Raw genomic sequence first — 18,535 nt, 5'->3', positions numbered from 1 at the left:
CGAGCCCGAGGTCGTGCCGGTGGAGGAGACCGGCGAGAAGGCTGAGCCCCGTCGGCGCAAGGCCGCCGTCGTGGTCGCCGCGGTGGTCGTGGTCGCCGCCGCGCTCGTGGTCGGCGTCCGGTTCGCGCCGGATCAGCAGGAGACGACGAACGCCGCCGCGACGGTCGCGCAGTCGACGTCCGTTCCGAAGATGACCACGCCGCCGCAGACGTCGGCGCCGCCGAAGGTGCCCGAAGCGAGTGAGTTCGACGCCTGGGCGTCCAAGACCAGCCAGTGGCTCGACGTGCCCCTGCGCGCCATGGTCGGCTACGCGAAGGCGACGACGAAAATCGGCAAGGACCTCCCCGGCTGCCACCTGTCGTGGGTGACGCTGGCCGCGGTCGGGAAAGTGACCACGGACCACGGCCGCGCGCAGGGCGGGCAGATCGGCACCACCGGCGTGCTGGACAAGCCGCTCGGCACGATCGAGGTGCGCGACTTCTACGACAAGGTCGTCTCGACGGCGAACGCCGCCGGTCCGATGCAGGTCGCCCCGGCGATCTGGGCGAAGTACCAGGCGAGCTACACCGGCGGGAAGCCCGATGTCCAGAACATCGACGACGCCGCGCTGACCACCGGACGCGCGCTCTGCGACGGCGGCACCGACCTGTCCCAGGGCCAGCCGTGGTGGGACTCGGTCGCGAAGCTGCAGTCGGCTCCTCTGCTCCTGCACCGGACGCTGGCCACGGTCAACGTCTACGGCACGGTCGGCCAGGGCGCGGCGGCGCCGAACCCGGCGGTGCTGAGCGCGGTGAACTTCGCCATCGACAAGATCGGCCTCCCCTACATCTGGGGCGGCAACGGCACCGGCGGCAACGACCCCGGCTTCGACTGCTCCGGCTTGACGACGGCGGCGTACGGGAGCGCCGGCGTCAAGCTGATGCGCACGGCCGACACGCAGTTCCGGAGCGTCCCGCACGTGACCGATCCGCAGCTGGGCGACCTGATCTTCTACGGCGAGCCGGCGACGAAGATCCACCACGTCGGGCTCTACATCGGCAACCAGCAGATGATCGACGCGCCGCAGACCGGCCAGGCCGTGCAGGTGCACTCCTACCGCAAGAACGGCGACGACTACGCCGGAGCCGGCCGCCCGACGGCCTGATCGCGGCCGCCGGGCAAAAACCTGGCCGGGTGATGTCGAGATCCCGTGCCCGGCTGCGTCCCCGTGCCGAACGCGGCCAAGATGGGCCGCACCCGCACCGAGGAGAACCACCATGGCCAAGTACCTGCTGCTCAAGCACTACCGCGGCGCCCCGGCTTCGGGCAACGACGTGCCCATGGACCAGTGGACGCCGGAGGAGATCACGGCCCACGTGAAGTACATGCAGGACTTCGGGACCCGGCTCGAGGAGACCGGCGAGTTCGTCGAGCACCAGGCGCTGACTCCCGACGGGACGTTCGTCCGGTTCGACGGTGAGGGACGCCCGCCGGTCACCGACGGCCCGTTCGCCGAGACGAAGGACCTCATCGCCGGCTGGACGGTCATCGACGTCGACAGCTACGAGCGCGCCCTCGAGCTGGCCGCGGAGCTGTCGGCCGCCCCGGGTGCGGGCGGCGAGCCGGTGTGCGAGTGGCTCGAGGTGCGTCCGTTCTGGGGCCCGATGCAGACCATCACTGAGTGACCTGCGTCACAATCAGGCGTTGTCGAGAAACCGCCCACAGCTCCGTCCCCGGCTCGAACGCACCGCCGATCGACGAGGAGACCGCCATGGACCAGAGCGCCATCGACGAAGTCCTGAACCGCCCGCTCAGCCGGGAGCTGCTGGGCCGGGATCTGACGAGGCTGGCCTACACCGCCCTCGACGGCACGCCCCGCTCGATCCCGATCGGCTTCACCTGGAACGGCTCGGAGATCGTCCTCTGCACGTCGACGAACGCGCCGAAGCTGCCGGCGCTGCGCCGGCACCCGGCGGTCGCCCTGACCATCGACACCGAGGTGCACCCGCCGAAGATCCTGCTGATCCGCGGCACGGTCGAGCTGGACGTGGTCGACGGCATCCCGGACGAGTACCTGCAGTTCAACGGCACCTACCAGATGACGCCCGAGCAGCGGGTGGAGTGGGAGGCGGGCGTGCGGTCGCTCTACGACGGCATGGTCCGGATCGTGGTCACGCCGACGTGGGCCAAGCTGATCGACTTCGAGACGACGCTGCCCAGCGCCGTCGAAGAGCTGATGCAGCGGCAGAAGGAACGCCAGCAGGCTTGAGAAGGAGATCGACATGAGTGCCAACCGCGTGCCGGCCCGCCTCGAACACGTCGGCATCGTCGTCGAGGACCTCGGCGTCGCCAAAGCCTTCTTCACCGAGCTCGGGCTGGAGCTCGAGGGCGAGATGACGGTCGAAGGCCGCGTGGTCGACCTCATCACCGGGCTCGACGGGGTCCGCTCGGACGTCGCGATGATGCGGACCCCGGACGGCCACGGATGCCTCGAACTGATCAGGTACCGGACGCCCGTGGGTCCGGCCGGCGACTCGGCCGCGCCGTCGAACACGCCCGGCCTCCGGCACATCCTGTTCGAGGTCGCGGACCTCGACGACGTCGTCGAGCGGCTGCGGAAGCACGGCGCCGAGCTCGTCGGCGAGGTCGCGCAGTACGAGGACAGCTATCGGCTCTGCTACCTGCGCGGCCCCGCGGGGATCATCGTCGAGCTGGCCGAAAAGGTCGGGTGAACAGTGGACGAGGTCCTGCTCCGGAGCCTGACGCCGCACGTGCTCGGCATCGTCGTGCGGCGCGGCGCCGACTTCGCGTCGGCGGAGGACGCCGTGCAGGACGCGCTGGTCGAGGCGTTCCGCGTCTGGCCGGCCGAACCGCCGCGCGATCCCAAGGGCTGGCTGGTGACGGTCGCCTGGCGCAAGTTCCTCGACGCGAACAGGTCGGACACCGCTCGCCGGCGGCGTGAGGACCTCGTCGACGTCGAGCCGGCGCCCGGGCCGGCGGCCGCCGCGGACGACACGCTGCAGCTGTACTTCCTGTGCGCGCATCCGTCGTTGACGCCGTCTTCGGCGGTCGCGCTCACGCTTCGCGCGGTCGGCGGGCTGACCACCCGCCAGATCGCGCAGGCCTACTTGGTCCCCGAAGCGACCATGGCGCAGCGCATCAGCCGGGCCAAGCGCACGGTCGGACAGGTGCGGTTCGACCAGCCCGGTGACGTCGCGACCGTGCTGCGTGTCCTCTACCTGGTCTTCAACGAGGGCTACTCCGGCGACGTCGACCTGGCCGCCGAGGCCATCCGGCTGACCCGGCAGCTCGCGGCCACGATCGACCACCCCGAGGTCGCGGGGCTGCTGGCGCTCATGCTGCTGCACCACGCGCGACGCGCCGGGCGGACCGCGGCCGACGGCAGCCTGGTGCCCCTCGCCGAGCAGGACCGCGGCCGGTGGGACACCTCCGCGATCGCCGAGGGCGTCGCGATCCTGCAGACGGCGCTCGCCCGCGACCGGCTGGGCGAGTTCCAGGCCCAGGCGGCGATCGCGGCTCTGCACGCCGACGCGCCGACCGCCGAGGAGACGGACTGGGTGCAGATCGTCGAGTGGTACGACGAGCTCGCGAGCCTGACCGGCAGCCCGGTCGTCCGGCTCAACCGCGCGGTGGCGGTGGGCGAGGCCGACGGACCGCGCGCCGGCCTGGCGGCGCTGGCCGAACTGGACGAGGCGCTGCCCCGCCACGCGGCGGTGGCGGCGTACCTCCGCGAACGCGACGGCGACCTGGCGACGGCCGCGCGCCTGTACGCGGAAGCGGCGCAGAAGGCACCGAACCTCGCGGAACGCGACCACTTGACCCGGCAGGCCGCGCGGCTCAACACGCGCTTGCGCGGCTGAACGGCTCGCTGCCTGGTGGGAGTGGTGGTCGATCACGCGACATTGTTCGGTGGCAGCCCTCGGAACCAAGGCGGCCGCCCGGAGTCAAGGTGGGCCGTCGGCACGCCCCCGGAACGGAGTCCGCCGCCATCCGACTTCCGGCGGCCACCCGAAACCAACACCAGCCACCATCGGCATCGCAGAGTGGGCACCGCCGGAGCCGAGTCGGACGCCACCGGGGGCGACCCGACGGCCGCCCGGAAACCGTGGCCGGGCGGCTGGCGGCGGCGTCGTCTGGCCAGCGCACCCTGCAACCGAGTCGGCCTGCTCGGACTCGCCTCGCCGAGTCGGCCGCTGACCGCCCCTCAGCCGAGGTGGTCGTTCGCCCCGCTGACCCACTCGATGTAGCGCTCGGCCGACCGGCGGACCGCCCCCTTCGCATCCCCCAGGATCTTGCCGCCCAGCAGGCCGTACAGACGGTCGAACTCGTACGGCTCCAGCCGGTCCACGATCCGCCGCACCAGGCCGGCCGACAGCGGGATCCGGTTGGGGTAGCTCCGCATGAACGTCACCCAACCCGCCGCCGCCACCGGCAGCATCGTGTCGCCGACCAGCAGGGTTCCGCCCGTCTCGTTCTCGACGTGGGCCACCGCCGCGCCCGGGAAGTGGCCGCCGGCCTCGACCAGCGTCACGCCGGGCAGGACCCGCTCGGTGCCGGACCACTCCCGGATCACCGGGTCCTCGCGCTGCACCCACTGCCGGTCGGCGGCGTGCACCAGTACCGGGACTCGGCCGAGCCGGTGGCTCCAGCTGACCTGGGAGCCGTACATGTGCGGGTGGCTGGCCACGATCACCGCGGCGCCGCCGAGTTCCTCGATACGGGTGGCGAGCGCCGCGTCGAGGTGGTTCGGCGGGTCCCACAGCAGGTTGCCCTCGGTGGTGCGGACCAGGTGCGTCCACTGGCCGATGCCGAACGGCGGCTCACGGTTGAACCGGTGCAGCCCCGGTTCCAGTTCCTCGTGCACCACGTCGTGGCCGCCGGCCGACAGCTTGTCGAGGGTCGTCCACACTTGCCCGGAGGCGGGCACCCACTGGCGGTCGTCGGCGCAGATGGCGCAGGTGCCCGCCGGGGGCTGGTCGGTGTCGGGGTGTTCGACCCCGCAGGTTCCGCAGATCCAGATCGTCATGACGCCAGTCTTGAAGCTCCAGCAAGGTCGAGGTCAACCTCCGTGCGCGAGTGCTGGACAATTCCGCCATGGACTCGGGGACGACCACGCAGCTGATCACCGTGGGAGCGACGCTCGGCGGCGTCGTGCTCACGCTGCTGACCACGACGTTCGTGGAGGGCCGCAAGCTCAAGGCGACTCGGCACGCCGAGGCGCAGAAGCGCGCGGCCGACCACGCCAACTGGCTGCGTGACGAACGGGTCAAGGCCTACGCGGGCATGTCGAACGCGGGCGAAGAAGCCTTCCAGCTGATCCGGTCGGAGTTCGCCACACTGCGACCGGAGAACCGCGACGAGGTCGAGGCCCGGTGGCGCGAACGGCGCAACGAGCTGCGCAAAGCGCACAACCAGGTCGCCTTGTTCGGCACCGACGAACCCCGCCGCCGCGGCAAGGACCTGTGGAAAGTCGCCCGCAACGGGGTGAACGCCATCCTCGCCGAACTGGACTCCGGGGAGACGACGGTGCGGCGCGCCAGCCTCGACCACGTGCTGACGGGGATCAGCGAGTCCGGCGACCGGTTCCTCGAAGCCTGCCGCGCCGACGTCCAAGGCACGGCGCCAGACCTCTAAGCCGGGCCGGCGAGCCCGATCAGGTTGCCTTCGGGGTCGGAGAAGTGGGCGACCACCAGGTCTCGCCCCGGCGCGCGGTCCGGGCCCATCCGACGCGTTCCGCCGAGGCGTTCGGCCTCGGCCAGTGCCGTCGCGACGTCCGGGACGCCCACGTAGAACACCACGTGGCTCTCGTGTCCCGCGCCGCCGCCGACGCCGCCCGGAATGGTCCCCGTTTCGACGAAGCCGTAGTTCCCCGCTTCCGACACCTGGTCCGACACCGGCCCGGACGTGTCGTAGTCCCAGCCGAACAGCTCGCCGTAGTACCCGCGCAAGCGCGCCGGGTCGGTGCCGATGATCTCGAAGTGCACTACCGGATTGCCCATGGCGGCTACCGTACGCCGCTAGTTGTTAAAAACAACCTCCAAGTTGTAGGTTGGCACCATGCCGACGAGCCGGAGCTACGGGGACGCGTGCGCCACCGCCCGCGCGCTGGACGTCGTCGGGGAACGCTGGGCGCTGCTCGTCGTGCGCGAGCTGCTGCTCGGGCCCCAGCGCTTCTCCGACGTCCGCCGCGCGCTGCCCGGCGCCAGCTCCAACCTGGTCACCGACCGGCTCCGCGAGCTCGAAGGCCACGGCGTCGTCACCCGCCGGAAGCTGCCGCCCCCGGCGGCGTCGACGGTCTACGAACTGACCGAGTGGGGTCGTGAGCTGGAGCCGATCGTGCTGGCGCTGGGGGCGTGGGCCGCCCGCGTCCCCCTCCCCCGGCCGGCGACGCTCGGCGCGACGTCGATGCTGCTGTTCCTCCGCGGCTCCGCGCGCCCCAGCGCGACGGCCCGCTACCGCGTCGAACTGGACGCTCGCGTGTGGACGGTCCGCACAGAGCCCGGCCGGCTGACGGTCGAGCCGGGCGAACCCGTCGCACCCGACGCGACGATCCGGACCGACCCGCCGACGTTGAACGCGCTCCTCGACCGACCCCAGGACCTCGACGCAGCGATCGCCGATGGTCGGATGACGGTCGATGGCGACCGGAAGGCCGTCCGCCGGCTGCTGAGGGAACACGAAGGCTGACTCACGCGAAGTCCCCGGCGTGGTCGCCGGCCCACTCCGCGAAGCTTCGCGCCGGACGGCCGGTGACCGCCAGGACCGTCTCCGTCGTCGCCTGCGGCCGGTCCACCAGGGCGGCCAGCCGCCGGATGCGGGCTTCGATCACCTCCGCCGAACCGACGCGGCCGAGCCCGCGGGCCTCGAACGCCGCCGCGAGCTCACGGCGGTAGTCGCCGAGGTCCTGGGTCTCGAGGCGGACCGGATGTCCGGCCACGCGGCCGAGTACCGAGACCTGGTCCCGCACCGTGAGCGACTCGGGCCCGGTCAAGGCGTACGCCGCACCGAGGTGGCCGGAGGACGTCAACGCGCACGCGGCGACGGCGGCGATGTCGGCTTCGTGGATCAACGCCGCGTGCGAGTCGGGGAACGGGTCGCGCACGACGCCGTCGCGGACCGGCTCCGCCCACATCAGCCGGTTGGCCGCGAAACCGCCAGGGCGCAGGAACGTCCACGGGATCCCCGAATCCCGGACGGCCTGCTCGGCTTCGCCGTGGGCGCGGGTGATGGCGTCCTCCGACGCGGGATCCGCGCCCAGGGCGGACAGCAGCACGACCTGTGCCAGGCCGCCCGCCCGAGAGAGGAACCCGGCGAGCCCGGCCGTGCCCGCGTAGAGGAACGCCTTCGTGACGCCGTCCAGGGCCGCGTCCCAGCTCTCGGGCCGGGCCAGGTCGGCGGCGACCACCTCGACCCCGCCGGGCAGCCGGGCCCGGCCCGGGTCACGACCGGCCGCGCGCACCTCGTGTCCGTCTTCGAGCAGTTGTCCCACCAGCGCGCGGGCGACGTTCCCGCGGGCGCCAGTCACCAGAATCGTCATGTCCGAAGGTTCGTCCCGCGTGGACGGAACGGGGTAGGCACTGGCGGTACCACCCCGGCGCGGGGTGATGATGGAGGCGTGGACAGGGCGGAGCTGGGCGGGTTCCTGCGTAGCCGGCGAGCCCGGCTGCAGCCCGCCGACGTCGGCCTCGTGCCCGGCGGGCGGCGGCAGACGCCGGGGCTGCGGCGCGCGGAGGTGGCGCTGCTGGCCGGGATCTCCGTCGACTACTACCTGCGGCTCGAACAGGGCCGCGGACCGCAGCCCTCGGACCAGGTCCTCACCGCGCTCGGCCGCGCGCTGCGCCTGACCGGCGACGAACAGGCGTACCTGCGGCGGCTGGCGCGTCCGGCTCCGGTGCCCTCGCCACGGCCGGTACCCGGGAACGTCCTGCGGCTGCTCGACCGCCTCGGCGACGTGCCGGCGATGGTGATCGACGCGCGCTACGACCTGGTGGCCTGGAACCGGATGCTGGTCGCGCTGGTCGGCGACCCGGCCGCGTGGTCACCACGGCGACGAAACCGGCTGCGCCGGCTGTTCGACACCGGCGACACGATCACCGGCAACCGCCTGGACCTGGCCCGGCTGTGTGTCGCGGACCTGCGGGCGAGCGGGCGGTACCCGGCGGATCACGCCGTTCGTTCACTCGTCGACGACCTCCTCAGGGAAAGCCCCGAGTTCGCCCGGTTGTGGGCGGAGCGGGAGGTCGTCGTGCAGCGGACGCTGACGAAACGGACCGTCCACCCGGTCGCAGGTCCGCTGGAACTCGACTGCGAGATCCTCGCCGTCCCCGGCCACGAGCACCGGCTCCTCGTCTACACGGCGGCGCCGGGCACGCCGTCGGCCGAAGGACTGAAGCGGCTCCTCAGCGCGTGAGTGCCGGCTCGCGGACCCGCAGCGAAGGCGCCAGGAACAAGATCCCGAAGGTCACCACGACCGCCGACGACAACGCCCAGTGCAGGCCGATCCGCGTCGCCAGCGCCCCCACCAGCACCGGCTCCACCAGGAAACCCAGGTACCCGCACGCGGCGACGGCGGCGACCGCGCGCCCCGGCGCGTCCGCCTGCTTGCGGCTCGCCACGCTCCACGCGATCGGCACGATCCCGGCCACGCCGAGGCCGACCACCGCGAAGCCGGACACCACCGCGACCGGCCACGGCGCGAAAAGGACCACGGCGAAGCCCAGCACCGCGACCGTGGTCGCCACGCGGACGAACCGCACCGCGCCGGTGCGCGCCACCACCCGGTCGGCGACCAGGCGGACCGCGATCATCGTCCCGGAGAAGGCGAAGTAACCCAGCGACGCGAGCGCGGGCGTCGCGCCGGTGACGTCCGCGAGGTACACCGCGCTCCAGCTGTTGACCGCGCCTTCGGCGACGAACCCGCAGAACGCGATCACGCCGAGCGGCACCAGCGCCCGGCTCGGCCACGCGAACGCCGCGTCGCCCTGGCCGCGGTCGGCTCCGGTCAGGAAGCGCGCCCTCCCCCGCAGCGCCAGCGCGAGCAGCACCGCGGCGGCGATCGGGAAGTGCACCGAAACCGGGACGTGCAGGGCCTCCATCAGCGCGTCGACGCCGGAACCCGCGAGGCCGCCGATGTTCCAGAACGCGTGGAAGCCGGCGAAGATCGGGCGCCCGTAGCCCTCCTCGACGCGGGCCGCGTGCGCGTTCATCGCGACGTCGAGCAGGCTGTTGCCCACGCCGAGCACGACGAGCGCCGCGACGAACACGGGCGCCGACCACGCGAACGCCACCAGCGGGAGCCCGCCGCACAGGGTCACCGCGCCGAGCACGACGGCCGCACGGCTGCCGATCCGGGTGAGCAGCGCCCCCGCCGCCACCAGCGCGACCACCGACCCCAGGGCCAGGCCGAAGAGGCCGGTCGCGAGCTGGCCCGTGGTCAGGCCCAGCTGCTCCTGCACCGCCGGCACCCGCGCCAGCCAGGTCGCGAACGCCGCGCCGCAGACGGCGAAGACGACGGAAACTCCCCGGCGAGCGCGTCTCAGGTCCTCGGTCACTTCGGCGATTATCCTGATCGCCGTGGTCAGCTGGGACGACGTCGGCCGGATCGCGCGCGGGCTGCCCGAGGTGGCCGAGGACAGCTCGCGCGGATACCTGGCGTGGCAGGTCGGCAAGAAGGGCTTCGCCTGGGAGCGCCCGCTGCGCAAGGGCGACGTCGAGGCGCTCGGCGCGCGGGCGCCCACCGGGCCGGTGGGCGCCTACGTGCCGGACGTCGGGGTCAAGGACGCGCTGGTCGCCGACGACCCGGCCGTCTTCTTCACGACTCCGCACTTCCGCGGCTTCCCCGCGATCCTCGTCGAGCTCGACCGGATCGACCTGCCGACGCTCGAAGAAGTGCTGGTCGAGGCCTGGTTGTGCCGGGCACCGAAGCGGCTGGCGAAAACGTGGACGGAAAATCGGCGAACCATGTAGAGACCGCGGCCCGGACTCCGTCCTTTCCCGTGAACGCGCCACCGGGGCGCCGAAGAAGGAGCCGATCATGGCGAAGTACATGCTGCTGATGAGCTACAGCGGGAGCACCGCGTGCGACCTGCCGATGGGCGAATGGCCGCCGGAGGACATCCGCGCGCACATCGACTTCCAGCACGCGCTCGACGCCGAGCTGCGGGACAAGGGTGAGCTCGTCGACGCGCAGGGCCTGGCCGGCCCCGACGTGGCGAAGACGGTCGTCTCCGACGGCCGGACCAGCCCCGTGGTCACCGACGGGCCGTACCCGGAGGGCAAGGAGCTGCTGGCCGGCTACTGGATCGTCGACGTCGAGAGCGAGGAGCGCGCGCTGGAGATCGCGGCGCAGGCCTCGGCCGCGCCCGGGCCGGGCGGGGTGCCGATCGGGCAGCCGATCGAGGTCCGCCAGGTGATGAGCGCGCCCGCCTGATGGTCGCCGTCGAGGTCGAGGACCTGCTGCGGACGCTCGCGCCGCAGGTCCTCGGCGTCGTCGCGCGGCGGTTCCGCGACTTCGACGCCGCGGAGGACGCCGTGCAGGAGGCGCTGCTCGCGGCCGCGCGGCACTGGCCGTCCGAGGGGTTGCCGGACAACCCGCGTGGGTGGCTGATCCAGGCCGCCGTCAACCGGCTGACCGACCAGCTCCGCAGCGACCAGGCCCGTCGCCGCCGGGAAGACGCCGCGGCGCTCGAACCACCGCCGCCGGATGTCCCGGATCGCGACGACACCCTCGTGCTGCTGTTTCTCTGCTGCCACCCGGCGCTCACGCCCGCGTCGGCGATCGCCCTGACCCTGCGCGCGGTCGGCGGCCTGACCACGGCCGAGATCGCCGGGGCGTTCCTGGTCCCGGAAGCGACGATGGCGCAGCGGATCACCCGGGCCAAGGCGAAGATCAAGGCGTCGGACGTGCCGTTCCGCCTGCCCGCGAGCGAAGAACGCGAAGCCCGGCTGAGGTCGGTGCTGCACGTGCTCTACCTCGTGTTCAACGAGGGCTACACGAGCAGCGCGGGCGGTCGCCTGCACCGCACCGAGCTGTCCGGCGAGGCGATCCGGCTGACCCGGCTGCTACACGGGATGCTGCCGGCCGACGGCGAGGTCACCGGTCTGCTGGCGCTGATGCTGCTCACGGACGCGCGGCGCCTGGCCCGCACCGGGCCCTCCGGCGAGCTGGTGCCGCTGGCCGAGCAGAACCGGGCGAAGTGGGACCGTGACCAGATCCGGGAAGGCGTCGCACTGGTCACCGAGGCGCTCGCCCTCGGCGACGCGGGCGAGTACCGGCTGCAGGCCGCGATCGCCGCCGCGCACGACATCGCGCCGCGCGTCGAAGACACCGACTGGGACCGGATCCTGCGGACCTACCGGCGGCTGGAGCGGCTGACGGACAACCCGGTGGTGACGCTCAACCGCGCGATCGCGACGGCGATGGTGCACGGGCCCGACGCCGGGCTCGCGCTGCTGGAAACCGTCGAGCTGGCCGGGCACCGGCTCGACGCCGTCCGCGCGCACCTGCTGGAGCTGGCCGGGGACGTCGACGGTGCCGTCCGGCACTACGACGCCGCGGTCGCGCGGACGACGAACACCCCGGAGCAGCGGTATCTCCTGACGCGGGCCGCCCGGCTGCGGGAGTCGGGCCGGAGCGGCTGAAACCCTCCCACGGCGGCCTCGATTCCCACTACGGTGGCCGGGTGAAATCCTTGAGCCACGACCGGCTGGCCGAGGCGCTCATCGCCGAGGCGGAGCTGTTCGGGATGGCGATCGAGGGCGCGGGCCCGGAGGTGCGCGTCCCGACCTGTCCCGAATGGACCCTGCGTGACCTGACCTGCCACGTCGGGCTGGCCTACCACAAGTCGGCCGCGATCATCGCGAGCCGGCCCACGGAGTACGTGCCGTTCGACGCCGTCACCGTTGACGACCCACCGGGCTTCGACGCTCTCGGCGACTGGCTCGTCGACGGCGCGGAGCGGCTCGTCGAGGCGGTGACCGACGTCGGCCCCGAGACGCCGACGTCGACCTGGACGCCCGATCGCCGCGCCGGGTTCTGGACGCGCCGGCTCACCCACGAGACCGTCGTGCACCGCGCGGACGCCGCGTTCGCGACCGGCGAACCGTACGAAGTCGACGGCGATCTGGCCGCGGACGGGATCGCCGAAGGCCTCGACCTGGTGGCCGTCTTCTCGAAGCTGGAGCACCCGGCGCTGGACCGGACGGCGCTGCGCGGCACCGGCGAGACCCTGCTGTTCCGGGCCACCGCACCGGATCTGGCCTGGCTCGCCCGGCGGACACCGTCGGGCGTCGAAGTGAGTCTCGAGCAGGCCGACGCCGATGTCGTCGTCGCGGGCCGCGCCGCCGACCTGCTCCTCGCGCTGACCGGGCGCATCGCCGCGGACGACCCGCGGTTGACGATTTCCGGCGACGCGGGACTGTTCCGGCACTGGCGGGAGAACACGAAGTTCTGAGGCCCGGGCGACGGTCGCGTCCGCGTCGACGGCGGCATCGGCGCGAGTCCGCCTTGATGTCAGGGTCCTTACCTGAAGACGAGCATGTGTAAGGTTCCTGTCATGAGTCACCCCCAGACCGGCGATCGACCCGGCTACCTGATCAAACGCGCCCAGCAGGCGCTCAACCAGGCCTGCACGGACCGATTGCGGCCGCTGGAGCTGTCGATGTCGCAGTACGCCGTGCTGCGCGCGCTCGACGACCACCCGGGCGCGTCGTCGGCCGAGCTGGCGCGGATCACGTTCGTCACCCGGCAGTCACTGCGGGACGTCCTGGGCGGACTGCGATCGGCGGGACTGGTCACCGTGGCCGAGCAGGCGAGCACGGGCCGGGCGCGACCGGTGGCACTGACGACGTCCGGCCGCGCGAAGCTGCGCGCCGCCGAAGAGCTGATCACACGGGTCGAAGAAGAGATGCTCGGCGACCTGTCGGCTGATCAACGACGCTACCTGGCGGACCTGCTGCACACCTGCGTCGGCAACCTGACTTGACGGACGTCATATAGTCGGTTCCGACTAATAGGGAGCGACTAGTGCCACCTCGCAAGATCCGCAACACCCTCGCGCTGGCGTTGCTCGGCCTGCTGCTGGAACGGCCGATGCACCCGTACGAAATGGCGTCCACACTGCGCGAACGCTTCAAGGACAGCAGTTTCAAGATCAACCCCGGCTCGCTCTACGACACCGTGGAGTCGCTGGCGAAGCACCGCTGGATCGAGCCCGTCGAGACGGTCCGGGAGGGCAACCGGCCGGAGCGGACCGTTTACGCGCACACCGAGCTCGGCCGCCAGGAGTTCATCGCGTGGCTCGACGAACTCGTCCGCGAGCCGGTCGCGGAGTACCCGAAGTTCGTCGCGGCGGTGAGCTACCTCGGCGCGCTCGGCCCGGAGCGCGCCGCCGCCGCGCTGGAGGAACGCGCGCGTCACCTCGCCGACCGCATCGACGGCGCGAACAAGGCCCTCGACGAGACCGTCGGCCAGGGCGCGCCGCGGCTGTTCATGATCGAAGTCGAGTTCGTCCGGCACGCGTGGCAGGCCGAGCTCGACTGGGCCCGCGCCACCGCCGCCGAAATCCGCGCCGGCTCCCTGCCCTGGCCCGACCACTCCTGAGGGGAAATCGTGCTCGAAACCGATGTGCTCGTCGCCGGCGCCGGCCCGGCCGGCTTGCTCCTGGCCGCGGAGCTCGCGTTGGGCGGCGTCCGCACCACGATCGTCGAACGCCATCCCGTGCGGCCGCCGTACTGCCGCGGCTTCAACCTCAACTCGCGCTCACTGGACCTGCTGGCCCGCCGCGGCCTGGCCGAGGGCCTGGTCGCCGAGGGGCACCGGGTGCCGCACGCGCCGGTCACCGGCCTGCCCGGGCCACTGCAGCTCACCGACGCGGCGACCGATCACCCGTTCTCGCTGGGGATCCCGCAGACCCGCGTCGAGGAGGTCCTGGAGGGGTGGGCCGCCGACCTCGGCGTCGAAATCCTGCGGGGTCACGAGCTGCGGTCGTTCACGCAGTCCCCGGAAAGCGTTTCCACAGTAGTCCACAATGGACAATTTGGCCGGACGATCACGGCGCGCTTCCTGGTGGGGTGCGACGGCGGGCGCAGCGAGGTCCGCAAGCAGGCCGGGATCGGCTTTCCCGGTGTCGACGCGCGCTGGTACGCGCTGCTCGGCGACGTCGAATGCGAGCTGCCGTACGGGGTTTCGGCCGGCCCGGACGGCCGGACGGTGTTCGTCATCCCGCGGCCGGGGTACGTCCGGATCGTGGTGCGCGAGGACGACCCGCCGGCCGACAAGTACGCGCCGGTGACGCTCGAGCGGCTGCAGGCCCAGGTGGACGCGGTGCTCGGCCGGCACGTGAAGCTTCGTTCACCGCGTTGGCTGACGCGTTTCGGCGACGCGGCCCGTTTGGCGACGCACTACCGCGAAGGCCGGGTCCTGCTGGCGGGCGACGCGGCGCACATCCACCCGCCGGCCGGGGCGATCGGGGTGAACGTGGCTTTGGACGACGCGTTCAACCTGGGCTGGAAGCTCGCGGCGACGGTGCGAGGGACAGCGCCGGAGGGGTTACTGGACACGTACCACGCCGAGCGCCACACGGCGGGCGCGCGGATCCTGGCGAACACGCGGGCGCAGGTGGCGTTGGACGAGGCTCCGGACGAGCCGCTCGCCGACCTGATGCGGCGGGTCGCGGCGCACCCGGCGGGGAACCGGGCCTTGGCGGAGATCATCACCGGGTTGGACGCGTGTTACGAGCCGGGCGGGCATCCGTGGCTGGGACGGTTGGCCCCGGATGTGCCGCTCGTCGTGGGTGCGACCGAGACGCACTTGGCCGCGTTGCTGCACCCGGGGGGAGCGGTTTTGCTGGATTTGACGGGGGCTTTTGGCGCTTGGTCGTCGGCGGTGGAGGTGGTCACGGCTTCGAGTCCGTCCACTTCGGACATCGACGCGGTGCTGCTGCGGCCGGATGGGCACGCGGCTTGGGTGGGCACATCGGGGGCGGGCGACGAGGGGCTCGCGGAGGCTGTGCGCCGCTGGGTGGGAACCAACCCCGTCCCGGCGGTGTCCAGCGGTTTGCCGGCCGGCGGCGAGTGACTGTGCCCTGATCCCAGGGCGACGGTCCTCGCGTCGGCAACGTCGCGATCTGCACATCGCGGGCCTGGCTCGGGACGCAGCGGTTGAGCAACTGCCAAGGCCATACCGGGTTGACCTCGGCGGCAAATTGCCGTATTTCTGCGGGCCCCGCCAAGTCATGGTGGGCAAGAAGGGCTTTGACCGGAGCGGTAGTTGCCCGCCGGGATGCCGAGCAGGATGCTTTGAGCGCACCAGAATCGGCATCGGCTCATTATCGCCGGTGTTCCGAACCGAGCCGCGACTCCTGCGGCAGTCGACAGGCAGCGTCCGCGTTCTCGGGCAGAGTCCCGATGAAGTCGGGTTTCCGCCGGTGCCGGGTCGCGGCTCGGTTACGACCGCCCACGCACTCGAGGGAGGCTCACGCGCTGGGGTCCGGGGCAACGAGGGCCCCCGCAGACGCTGTGCACCGCCGGATAGGCAGCACCGCGGCCCCCGCCCTTCCCTGGGGGGCGTCCCCGAGTCCAGTCTATCGGTGGGGTAGGTCGAAACCGCCGGATCGCGCGGCAAGCGCTCGAGTTGTCCACATTCGGGCCGGCCTGGGGACAGGTCAGTGCGGGCGGTCCAAGACTGCCCGCTGCTCGACCCTTCCCTCCAGCGTGAACCGGCTGTGCGGGGTGAAGCCCAGCTTCTCCACCACCCGCGCCGATGCCTTGTTCGCCGGCTCGTACACCGCCAGCAGACGATCCGTGAACCCTGCTGAAAAGACGAAGTCGCGGGCCGCCGTCGTCGCCTCGGTTGCGTAACCACGGCCCCAGCCCGATGGTGCTATCCACCAGCCCATCTCCACCGCCGGCAACCCCAAGCCGGACTCCGTGGAGCTGCGGCGCACCAGCGATACCACTCCGTCGAACGAGCCCGGGGCCGCGGACACCGCGAACCAGCCGAATTCGTGCGTCGCCCAGTGGGCGAGCGTTGCCTGGTGCTTGGCCCGGGTGTACTCGGGGGTCCACGGCTCGCCGGTTCCGACGTACCGGACCGTCTCCGGAATCTGGGCCAGCGCGAACAGCTCGTCGAAGTACTCCTCGGCCCACGAGTGGAGCGTGAGCCGTTCCGTGGTGATCAGCACCACCGGAATCCTAGGCCGTCCGTCACCACCGGTCACGAGGGTAGCCCGTTCAGCCTATGGTCCGGACCACATTAATGGTCTATACCAATTAGGTCCGGAAATCCCCGCCGCCGCGCTCGTCGTCGTGGAGGTTCCACCATGCGTCTCCGTTCCCTGCTGGCCGGGCTGGCCGGCCTCGCGCTCGTGAGCACCGGGCTCGGCGCTCCCGCCGAAGCCGCCGCCGGGTCGCCGATCCCCGTCGGGCCCTACGTCGACATGGGTGCCTGGCCCACCCCCAGCCTCTCGGCGATGTCCGCGGCCAGCGGTATCAAGGGCTTCACGCTCGCCTTCGTCAACTCCTACGGCTGCAAGGCCAGCTGGTTCGGCGCCTACGACCCGCGCACCGCCTGGCAGAAGGACGAAATCACCAAGATCCGCAACGCCGGCGGTGACGTCAAGATCTCCTTCGGCGGCGCGTCCGGCATCGAGCTGGCCCAGGCGTGCAGCACGTCCGCGCAGGTCGCCGCCGAGTACGACGCCGTCGTCAAGGCGTACGGCCTGAAGTACGCCGACTTCGACATCGAGGGCGCGGCCGTCGCGGACCCGGCGTCGATCGCCCGCCGCTCTCAAGCCCTCAAAACCCTCCAGAACAACAACCCGGGCCTGAAGATCTCGCTGACGCTGCCGGTCCTGCCGAACGGACTCGACTCGAACGGCGTCAACGTCGTCAACGCGGCCAAGAACGCGGGCGTCACCCTCGACATGGTCAACATCATGGCGATGGACTACTACCAGGGCGCGGGAGACCAAGGCGCGAAAGCGATTTCCGCGGCGAAGGCCACCCAGGCGCAGCTGAAGTCCATCTTCGGGCTCAGCGACGCGGCGGCGTGGAAGAAGGTCGGCGTGACCCCGATGATCGGCGTCAACGACTCGCAGAACGAGATCTTCTACCAGAAGGACGCGAAGGCGCTGGTGGCGTTCGCGAAGACCGTCCACCTGGGCATGCTGTCGTTCTGGGAGGCCGGCCGCGACGCCAACGCGTGCACCGGCGCGCTCTACAAGTGCACCAACGTGCCGCAGTCGAAGTACGAGTTCGCGAAGATCTTCGCCGGTTACACGGGCTGACCTACCACCGGGCGGCGTCCGCGAGCAGTGCGTCCCGCACCGCCGCGGGCCCCGCTTGGCACGGCTCGGTCCGCGTGACCGCGAAGAGCGTGTTGATCGGTGGCTCCTCCGGGTCGAGCAGGGCGATCAGCGAGCCGGAAGCCAGCTCGGCCGCGCACAGGTAGCGCGGGAGCACGCTGACGCCGAACCCGGCCAGCACGCACGTCAGCACCCCGCGCAGGTCCGGAACCACGACCGAAGGCCCCGAAGGTGGCCGGGTGCCGAACACCGAACGCCAGTAGCGGCGGATGATCGGCAGGTCCTCGGCGTAGGCCACCAGCGGTGCGGTGCGAGGGTCGCCGGAAAACCCGCGGGGGCCGACCAGGACGAACTCCTCGTCGGTCAGCGGAGTTGCCGTGAGACCGCGGCCGCGGGGCCGGATCGTGGAGACCAGCAGGTCGAACCGGCGTTGCGAGAGACCCGTGAGCAGGTCGTGGGCCAGGCCGAACGTCACCCGCAGCTTCAGCCCGGACGTGACCAGCCCGGTCAACGCGGGCAGCACCCGCAGCGTCATCAGCTCGGCCGGGCCGGCCAGGTGCACCGGCGCGGTGAAGGGGTCGGCCTCACCGAAGGTCACGGAAGACAGCGCGTCGACGTGCGGGGCGATCCGGGCGGCCAGTTCGTCGGCCGCCGGGGTCGGGGTGACGCCGCGGGCGCGCCGGACGAACAGCTGCCGGCCCAGCTGCTCTTCGAGGGCCTTGACCTGCGCGGTCACCGTCGGCTGGGACAACCCCAGCGACGGCGCCGCGCCGGTCAGCGATCCTGCCCGGTGAACGGCCAGGAACGTCCTCAGCAGGTCGAGGTCCAGCTCAGTCCTCGATCAGCTCGATCGAGTCCACGACGTTCGGGTAGAACGCGACGTGGTCCTTGATCGCCGCGACCGCGTCGTACGGCTTCTCGTACGTCCAGATCGCGTTTTCCGCCTTCACGTCACCGGCGTTCAGGCTGTAGTAGTTGCTGTCGCCCTTGTACGGGCAGTACGTCTCGTGGTCGGTCCGCTCCAGCAGGCTGAAGTCGACGTCCGCCCGCGGGATGTACTGCGCCGCCGGGTAGTTCGACTCCTGCAGCGTCAGCGCGTTGCGGCTGTCGGCCACCACGCGCCCGCCCGCCTTGACCACCACGCGCGCCTTGGTCGGCTCGACGGTGATCGGGTGGTCCGGGCCCGGGACCAGCACCTTCTTCTCCGGCATGTCAGCTCCTCGAAAAAGTCG

The 18,535-nt window shown here is 71.8% G+C and carries 23 protein-coding genes; 16 read left to right on the top strand and 7 right to left on the bottom strand.

From position 1 onward, the window contains the following. The first annotated feature begins 19 nt into the window (after positions 1-19). From ABZ342_RS03960 to ABZ342_RS03940, 5 genes are all read left to right on the top strand, one after another. The gene (locus ABZ342_RS03960; RefSeq protein ID WP_360468746.1) at positions 20-1,144 is read left to right on the top strand and encodes a C40 family peptidase; all 1,125 of its coding nucleotides are present in this window, start codon (positions 20-22) and stop codon (positions 1,142-1,144) included. 112 nt (positions 1,145-1,256) lie between these two features. Beyond that, the gene (locus ABZ342_RS03955; RefSeq protein WP_360468502.1) at positions 1,257-1,664 is read left to right on the top strand and encodes a YciI family protein; all 408 of its coding nucleotides are present in this window, start codon (positions 1,257-1,259) and stop codon (positions 1,662-1,664) included. 86 nt (positions 1,665-1,750) lie between these two features. Next, on the top strand, positions 1,751-2,248 hold the full coding sequence (locus ABZ342_RS03950; protein ID WP_155545029.1) for a pyridoxamine 5'-phosphate oxidase family protein: 498 nt from the start codon (positions 1,751-1,753) through the stop codon (positions 2,246-2,248). A 13-nt stretch (positions 2,249-2,261) separates the two neighbouring features. Continuing rightward, positions 2,262-2,711, top strand: coding sequence for a VOC family protein (locus tag ABZ342_RS03945; protein ID WP_360468500.1), 450 nt, complete (start codon positions 2,262-2,264; stop codon positions 2,709-2,711). 3 nt (positions 2,712-2,714) lie between these two features. Continuing rightward, positions 2,715-3,860 carry a DUF6596 domain-containing protein gene (locus tag ABZ342_RS03940; protein WP_360468498.1) on the top strand — a complete coding sequence of 382 codons (1,146 nt, stop codon included), beginning with the start codon at positions 2,715-2,717 and terminating at the stop codon, positions 3,858-3,860. Between the two features lie 344 nt (positions 3,861-4,204). Here ABZ342_RS03940 and ABZ342_RS03935 read toward each other — a convergent pair whose 3' ends face one another. Beyond that, positions 4,205-5,026 carry a hydrolase gene (locus ABZ342_RS03935; RefSeq protein ID WP_360468496.1) on the bottom strand — a complete coding sequence of 274 codons (822 nt, stop codon included), beginning with the start codon at positions 5,024-5,026 and terminating at the stop codon, positions 4,205-4,207. A 68-nt stretch (positions 5,027-5,094) separates the two neighbouring features. Between ABZ342_RS03935 and ABZ342_RS03930 the strand changes: the two genes are divergently transcribed. After that, entirely contained in the window at positions 5,095-5,634 is a 540-nt protein-coding gene (locus ABZ342_RS03930; protein WP_360468494.1) for a hypothetical protein, read from the top strand. Here the strand turns inward: ABZ342_RS03930 and ABZ342_RS03925 are convergent. Beyond that, positions 5,631-5,999, bottom strand: coding sequence for a VOC family protein (locus ABZ342_RS03925; RefSeq protein ID WP_360468492.1), 369 nt, complete (start codon positions 5,997-5,999; stop codon positions 5,631-5,633). The two genes, ABZ342_RS03930 and ABZ342_RS03925, sit on opposite strands and share 4 nt — an antisense overlap. A 58-nt stretch (positions 6,000-6,057) precedes the next feature. Between ABZ342_RS03925 and ABZ342_RS03920 the strand changes: the two genes are divergently transcribed. Continuing rightward, entirely contained in the window at positions 6,058-6,687 is a 630-nt protein-coding gene (locus ABZ342_RS03920; protein ID WP_360468490.1) for a winged helix-turn-helix transcriptional regulator, read from the top strand. A 1-nt stretch (position 6,688) separates the two neighbouring features. On the opposite strand, the gene ABZ342_RS03915 is transcribed toward ABZ342_RS03920, so the two are convergent. Next, positions 6,689-7,537 (bottom strand): NAD(P)H-binding protein, encoded by an 849-nt coding sequence (locus tag ABZ342_RS03915; RefSeq protein ID WP_360468488.1) that lies wholly within the window; start codon positions 7,535-7,537, stop codon positions 6,689-6,691. A 78-nt stretch (positions 7,538-7,615) separates the two neighbouring features. Between ABZ342_RS03915 and ABZ342_RS03910 the strand changes: the two genes are divergently transcribed. Further along, positions 7,616-8,410, top strand: a complete 795-nt coding sequence (locus ABZ342_RS03910) for a helix-turn-helix transcriptional regulator (protein ID WP_360468486.1) — start codon at positions 7,616-7,618, stop codon at positions 8,408-8,410. Here the strand turns inward: ABZ342_RS03910 and ABZ342_RS03905 are convergent. After that, complete coding sequence (locus ABZ342_RS03905) at positions 8,400-9,551, bottom strand: MFS transporter (RefSeq protein ID WP_360468484.1); 1,152 nt, start codon at positions 9,549-9,551, stop codon at positions 8,400-8,402. The genes ABZ342_RS03910 and ABZ342_RS03905 overlap by 11 nt on opposite strands. A gap of 22 nt (positions 9,552-9,573) precedes the next feature. Between ABZ342_RS03905 and ABZ342_RS03900 the strand changes: the two genes are divergently transcribed. The 7 genes from ABZ342_RS03900 to ABZ342_RS03870 all read left to right on the top strand — a co-directional run bounded on the left by ABZ342_RS03900 (position 9,574) and on the right by ABZ342_RS03870 (position 15,076). After that, positions 9,574-9,966: an MmcQ/YjbR family DNA-binding protein gene (locus tag ABZ342_RS03900; RefSeq protein WP_360468483.1), complete on the top strand. Its 393-nt coding sequence runs from the start codon at positions 9,574-9,576 to the stop codon at positions 9,964-9,966. A 67-nt stretch (positions 9,967-10,033) separates the two neighbouring features. Beyond that, positions 10,034-10,429, top strand: a complete 396-nt coding sequence (locus ABZ342_RS03895; protein ID WP_155545018.1) for a YciI family protein — start codon at positions 10,034-10,036, stop codon at positions 10,427-10,429. Next, on the top strand, positions 10,429-11,640 hold the full coding sequence (locus ABZ342_RS03890; RefSeq protein ID WP_360468482.1) for a sigma-70 family RNA polymerase sigma factor: 1,212 nt from the start codon (positions 10,429-10,431) through the stop codon (positions 11,638-11,640). Before ABZ342_RS03895 ends, ABZ342_RS03890 begins: the two co-directional genes overlap by 1 nt. Positions 11,641-11,681: 41 nt before the next feature. Then, positions 11,682-12,452, top strand: a complete 771-nt coding sequence (locus ABZ342_RS03885) for a maleylpyruvate isomerase family mycothiol-dependent enzyme (RefSeq protein WP_360468481.1) — start codon at positions 11,682-11,684, stop codon at positions 12,450-12,452. Positions 12,453-12,554: 102 nt separating this feature from the next. Continuing rightward, a complete protein-coding gene (locus tag ABZ342_RS03880) occupies positions 12,555-12,983 on the top strand; it encodes a MarR family transcriptional regulator (protein WP_360468480.1) in 429 nt (142 codons plus the stop codon). Between the two features lie 41 nt (positions 12,984-13,024). After that, a complete protein-coding gene (locus ABZ342_RS03875; protein ID WP_360468479.1) occupies positions 13,025-13,600 on the top strand; it encodes a PadR family transcriptional regulator in 576 nt (191 codons plus the stop codon). 9 nt (positions 13,601-13,609) lie between these two features. Then, positions 13,610-15,076: an FAD-dependent monooxygenase gene (locus ABZ342_RS03870; protein WP_360468478.1), complete on the top strand. Its 1,467-nt coding sequence runs from the start codon at positions 13,610-13,612 to the stop codon at positions 15,074-15,076. A gap of 586 nt (positions 15,077-15,662) precedes the next feature. On the opposite strand, the gene ABZ342_RS03865 is transcribed toward ABZ342_RS03870, so the two are convergent. Further along, positions 15,663-16,181: a GNAT family N-acetyltransferase gene (locus tag ABZ342_RS03865; RefSeq protein ID WP_360468477.1), complete on the bottom strand. Its 519-nt coding sequence runs from the start codon at positions 16,179-16,181 to the stop codon at positions 15,663-15,665. 138 nt (positions 16,182-16,319) lie between these two features. Between ABZ342_RS03865 and ABZ342_RS03860 the strand changes: the two genes are divergently transcribed. After that, positions 16,320-17,285, top strand: coding sequence for a chitinase (locus tag ABZ342_RS03860; RefSeq protein WP_360468476.1), 966 nt, complete (start codon positions 16,320-16,322; stop codon positions 17,283-17,285). 1 nt (position 17,286) lies between these two features. Here ABZ342_RS03860 and ABZ342_RS03855 read toward each other — a convergent pair whose 3' ends face one another. Then, the gene (locus ABZ342_RS03855; protein WP_360468744.1) at positions 17,287-18,117 is read right to left on the bottom strand and encodes a LysR family transcriptional regulator; all 831 of its coding nucleotides are present in this window, start codon (positions 18,115-18,117) and stop codon (positions 17,287-17,289) included. Between the two features lie 16 nt (positions 18,118-18,133). Next, the gene (locus tag ABZ342_RS03850; protein WP_155545008.1) at positions 18,134-18,514 is read right to left on the bottom strand and encodes a DUF427 domain-containing protein; all 381 of its coding nucleotides are present in this window, start codon (positions 18,512-18,514) and stop codon (positions 18,134-18,136) included. Between the last annotated feature and the right edge of the window lie 21 nt (positions 18,515-18,535).

Source organism: Amycolatopsis sp. NPDC005961, assembly GCF_040629235.1.
GTDB classification, from domain to species: Bacteria; Actinomycetota; Actinomycetes; order Mycobacteriales; family Pseudonocardiaceae; genus Amycolatopsis; species Amycolatopsis camponoti.
The sequence above is the reverse complement of the archived record's forward strand: the minus strand, read 5'-3'. Positions and strand labels throughout refer to the sequence as shown.

What these genes read in the sequence shown, in the direction of transcription:
- ABZ342_RS03950 (WP_155545029.1), top strand. Translation starts at nt 1,751, where the DNA reads ATGGACCAGAGCGCCATCGACGAAGTCCTGAACCGCCCGCTCAGCCGG.
- ABZ342_RS03895 (WP_155545018.1), top strand. Translation starts at nt 10,034, where the DNA reads ATGGCGAAGTACATGCTGCTGATGAGCTACAGCGGGAGCACCGCGTGC.
- ABZ342_RS03945 (WP_360468500.1), top strand. Translation starts at nt 2,262, where the DNA reads ATGAGTGCCAACCGCGTGCCGGCCCGCCTCGAACACGTCGGCATCGTC.
- ABZ342_RS03930 (WP_360468494.1), top strand. Translation starts at nt 5,095, where the DNA reads ATGGACTCGGGGACGACCACGCAGCTGATCACCGTGGGAGCGACGCTC.
- ABZ342_RS03920 (WP_360468490.1), top strand. Translation starts at nt 6,058, where the DNA reads ATGCCGACGAGCCGGAGCTACGGGGACGCGTGCGCCACCGCCCGCGCG.
- ABZ342_RS03935 (WP_360468496.1), bottom strand. Translation starts at nt 5,026, where the DNA reads ATGACGATCTGGATCTGCGGAACCTGCGGGGTCGAACACCCCGACACC.
- ABZ342_RS03860 (WP_360468476.1), top strand. Translation starts at nt 16,320, where the DNA reads ATGCGTCTCCGTTCCCTGCTGGCCGGGCTGGCCGGCCTCGCGCTCGTG.
- ABZ342_RS03955 (WP_360468502.1), top strand. Translation starts at nt 1,257, where the DNA reads ATGGCCAAGTACCTGCTGCTCAAGCACTACCGCGGCGCCCCGGCTTCG.
- ABZ342_RS03925 (WP_360468492.1), bottom strand. Translation starts at nt 5,999, where the DNA reads ATGGGCAATCCGGTAGTGCACTTCGAGATCATCGGCACCGACCCGGCG.
- ABZ342_RS03850 (WP_155545008.1), bottom strand. Translation starts at nt 18,514, where the DNA reads ATGCCGGAGAAGAAGGTGCTGGTCCCGGGCCCGGACCACCCGATCACC.
- ABZ342_RS03880 (WP_360468480.1), top strand. Translation starts at nt 12,555, where the DNA reads ATGAGTCACCCCCAGACCGGCGATCGACCCGGCTACCTGATCAAACGC.
- ABZ342_RS03890 (WP_360468482.1), top strand. Translation starts at nt 10,429, where the DNA reads ATGGTCGCCGTCGAGGTCGAGGACCTGCTGCGGACGCTCGCGCCGCAG.
- ABZ342_RS03915 (WP_360468488.1), bottom strand. Translation starts at nt 7,537, where the DNA reads ATGACGATTCTGGTGACTGGCGCCCGCGGGAACGTCGCCCGCGCGCTG.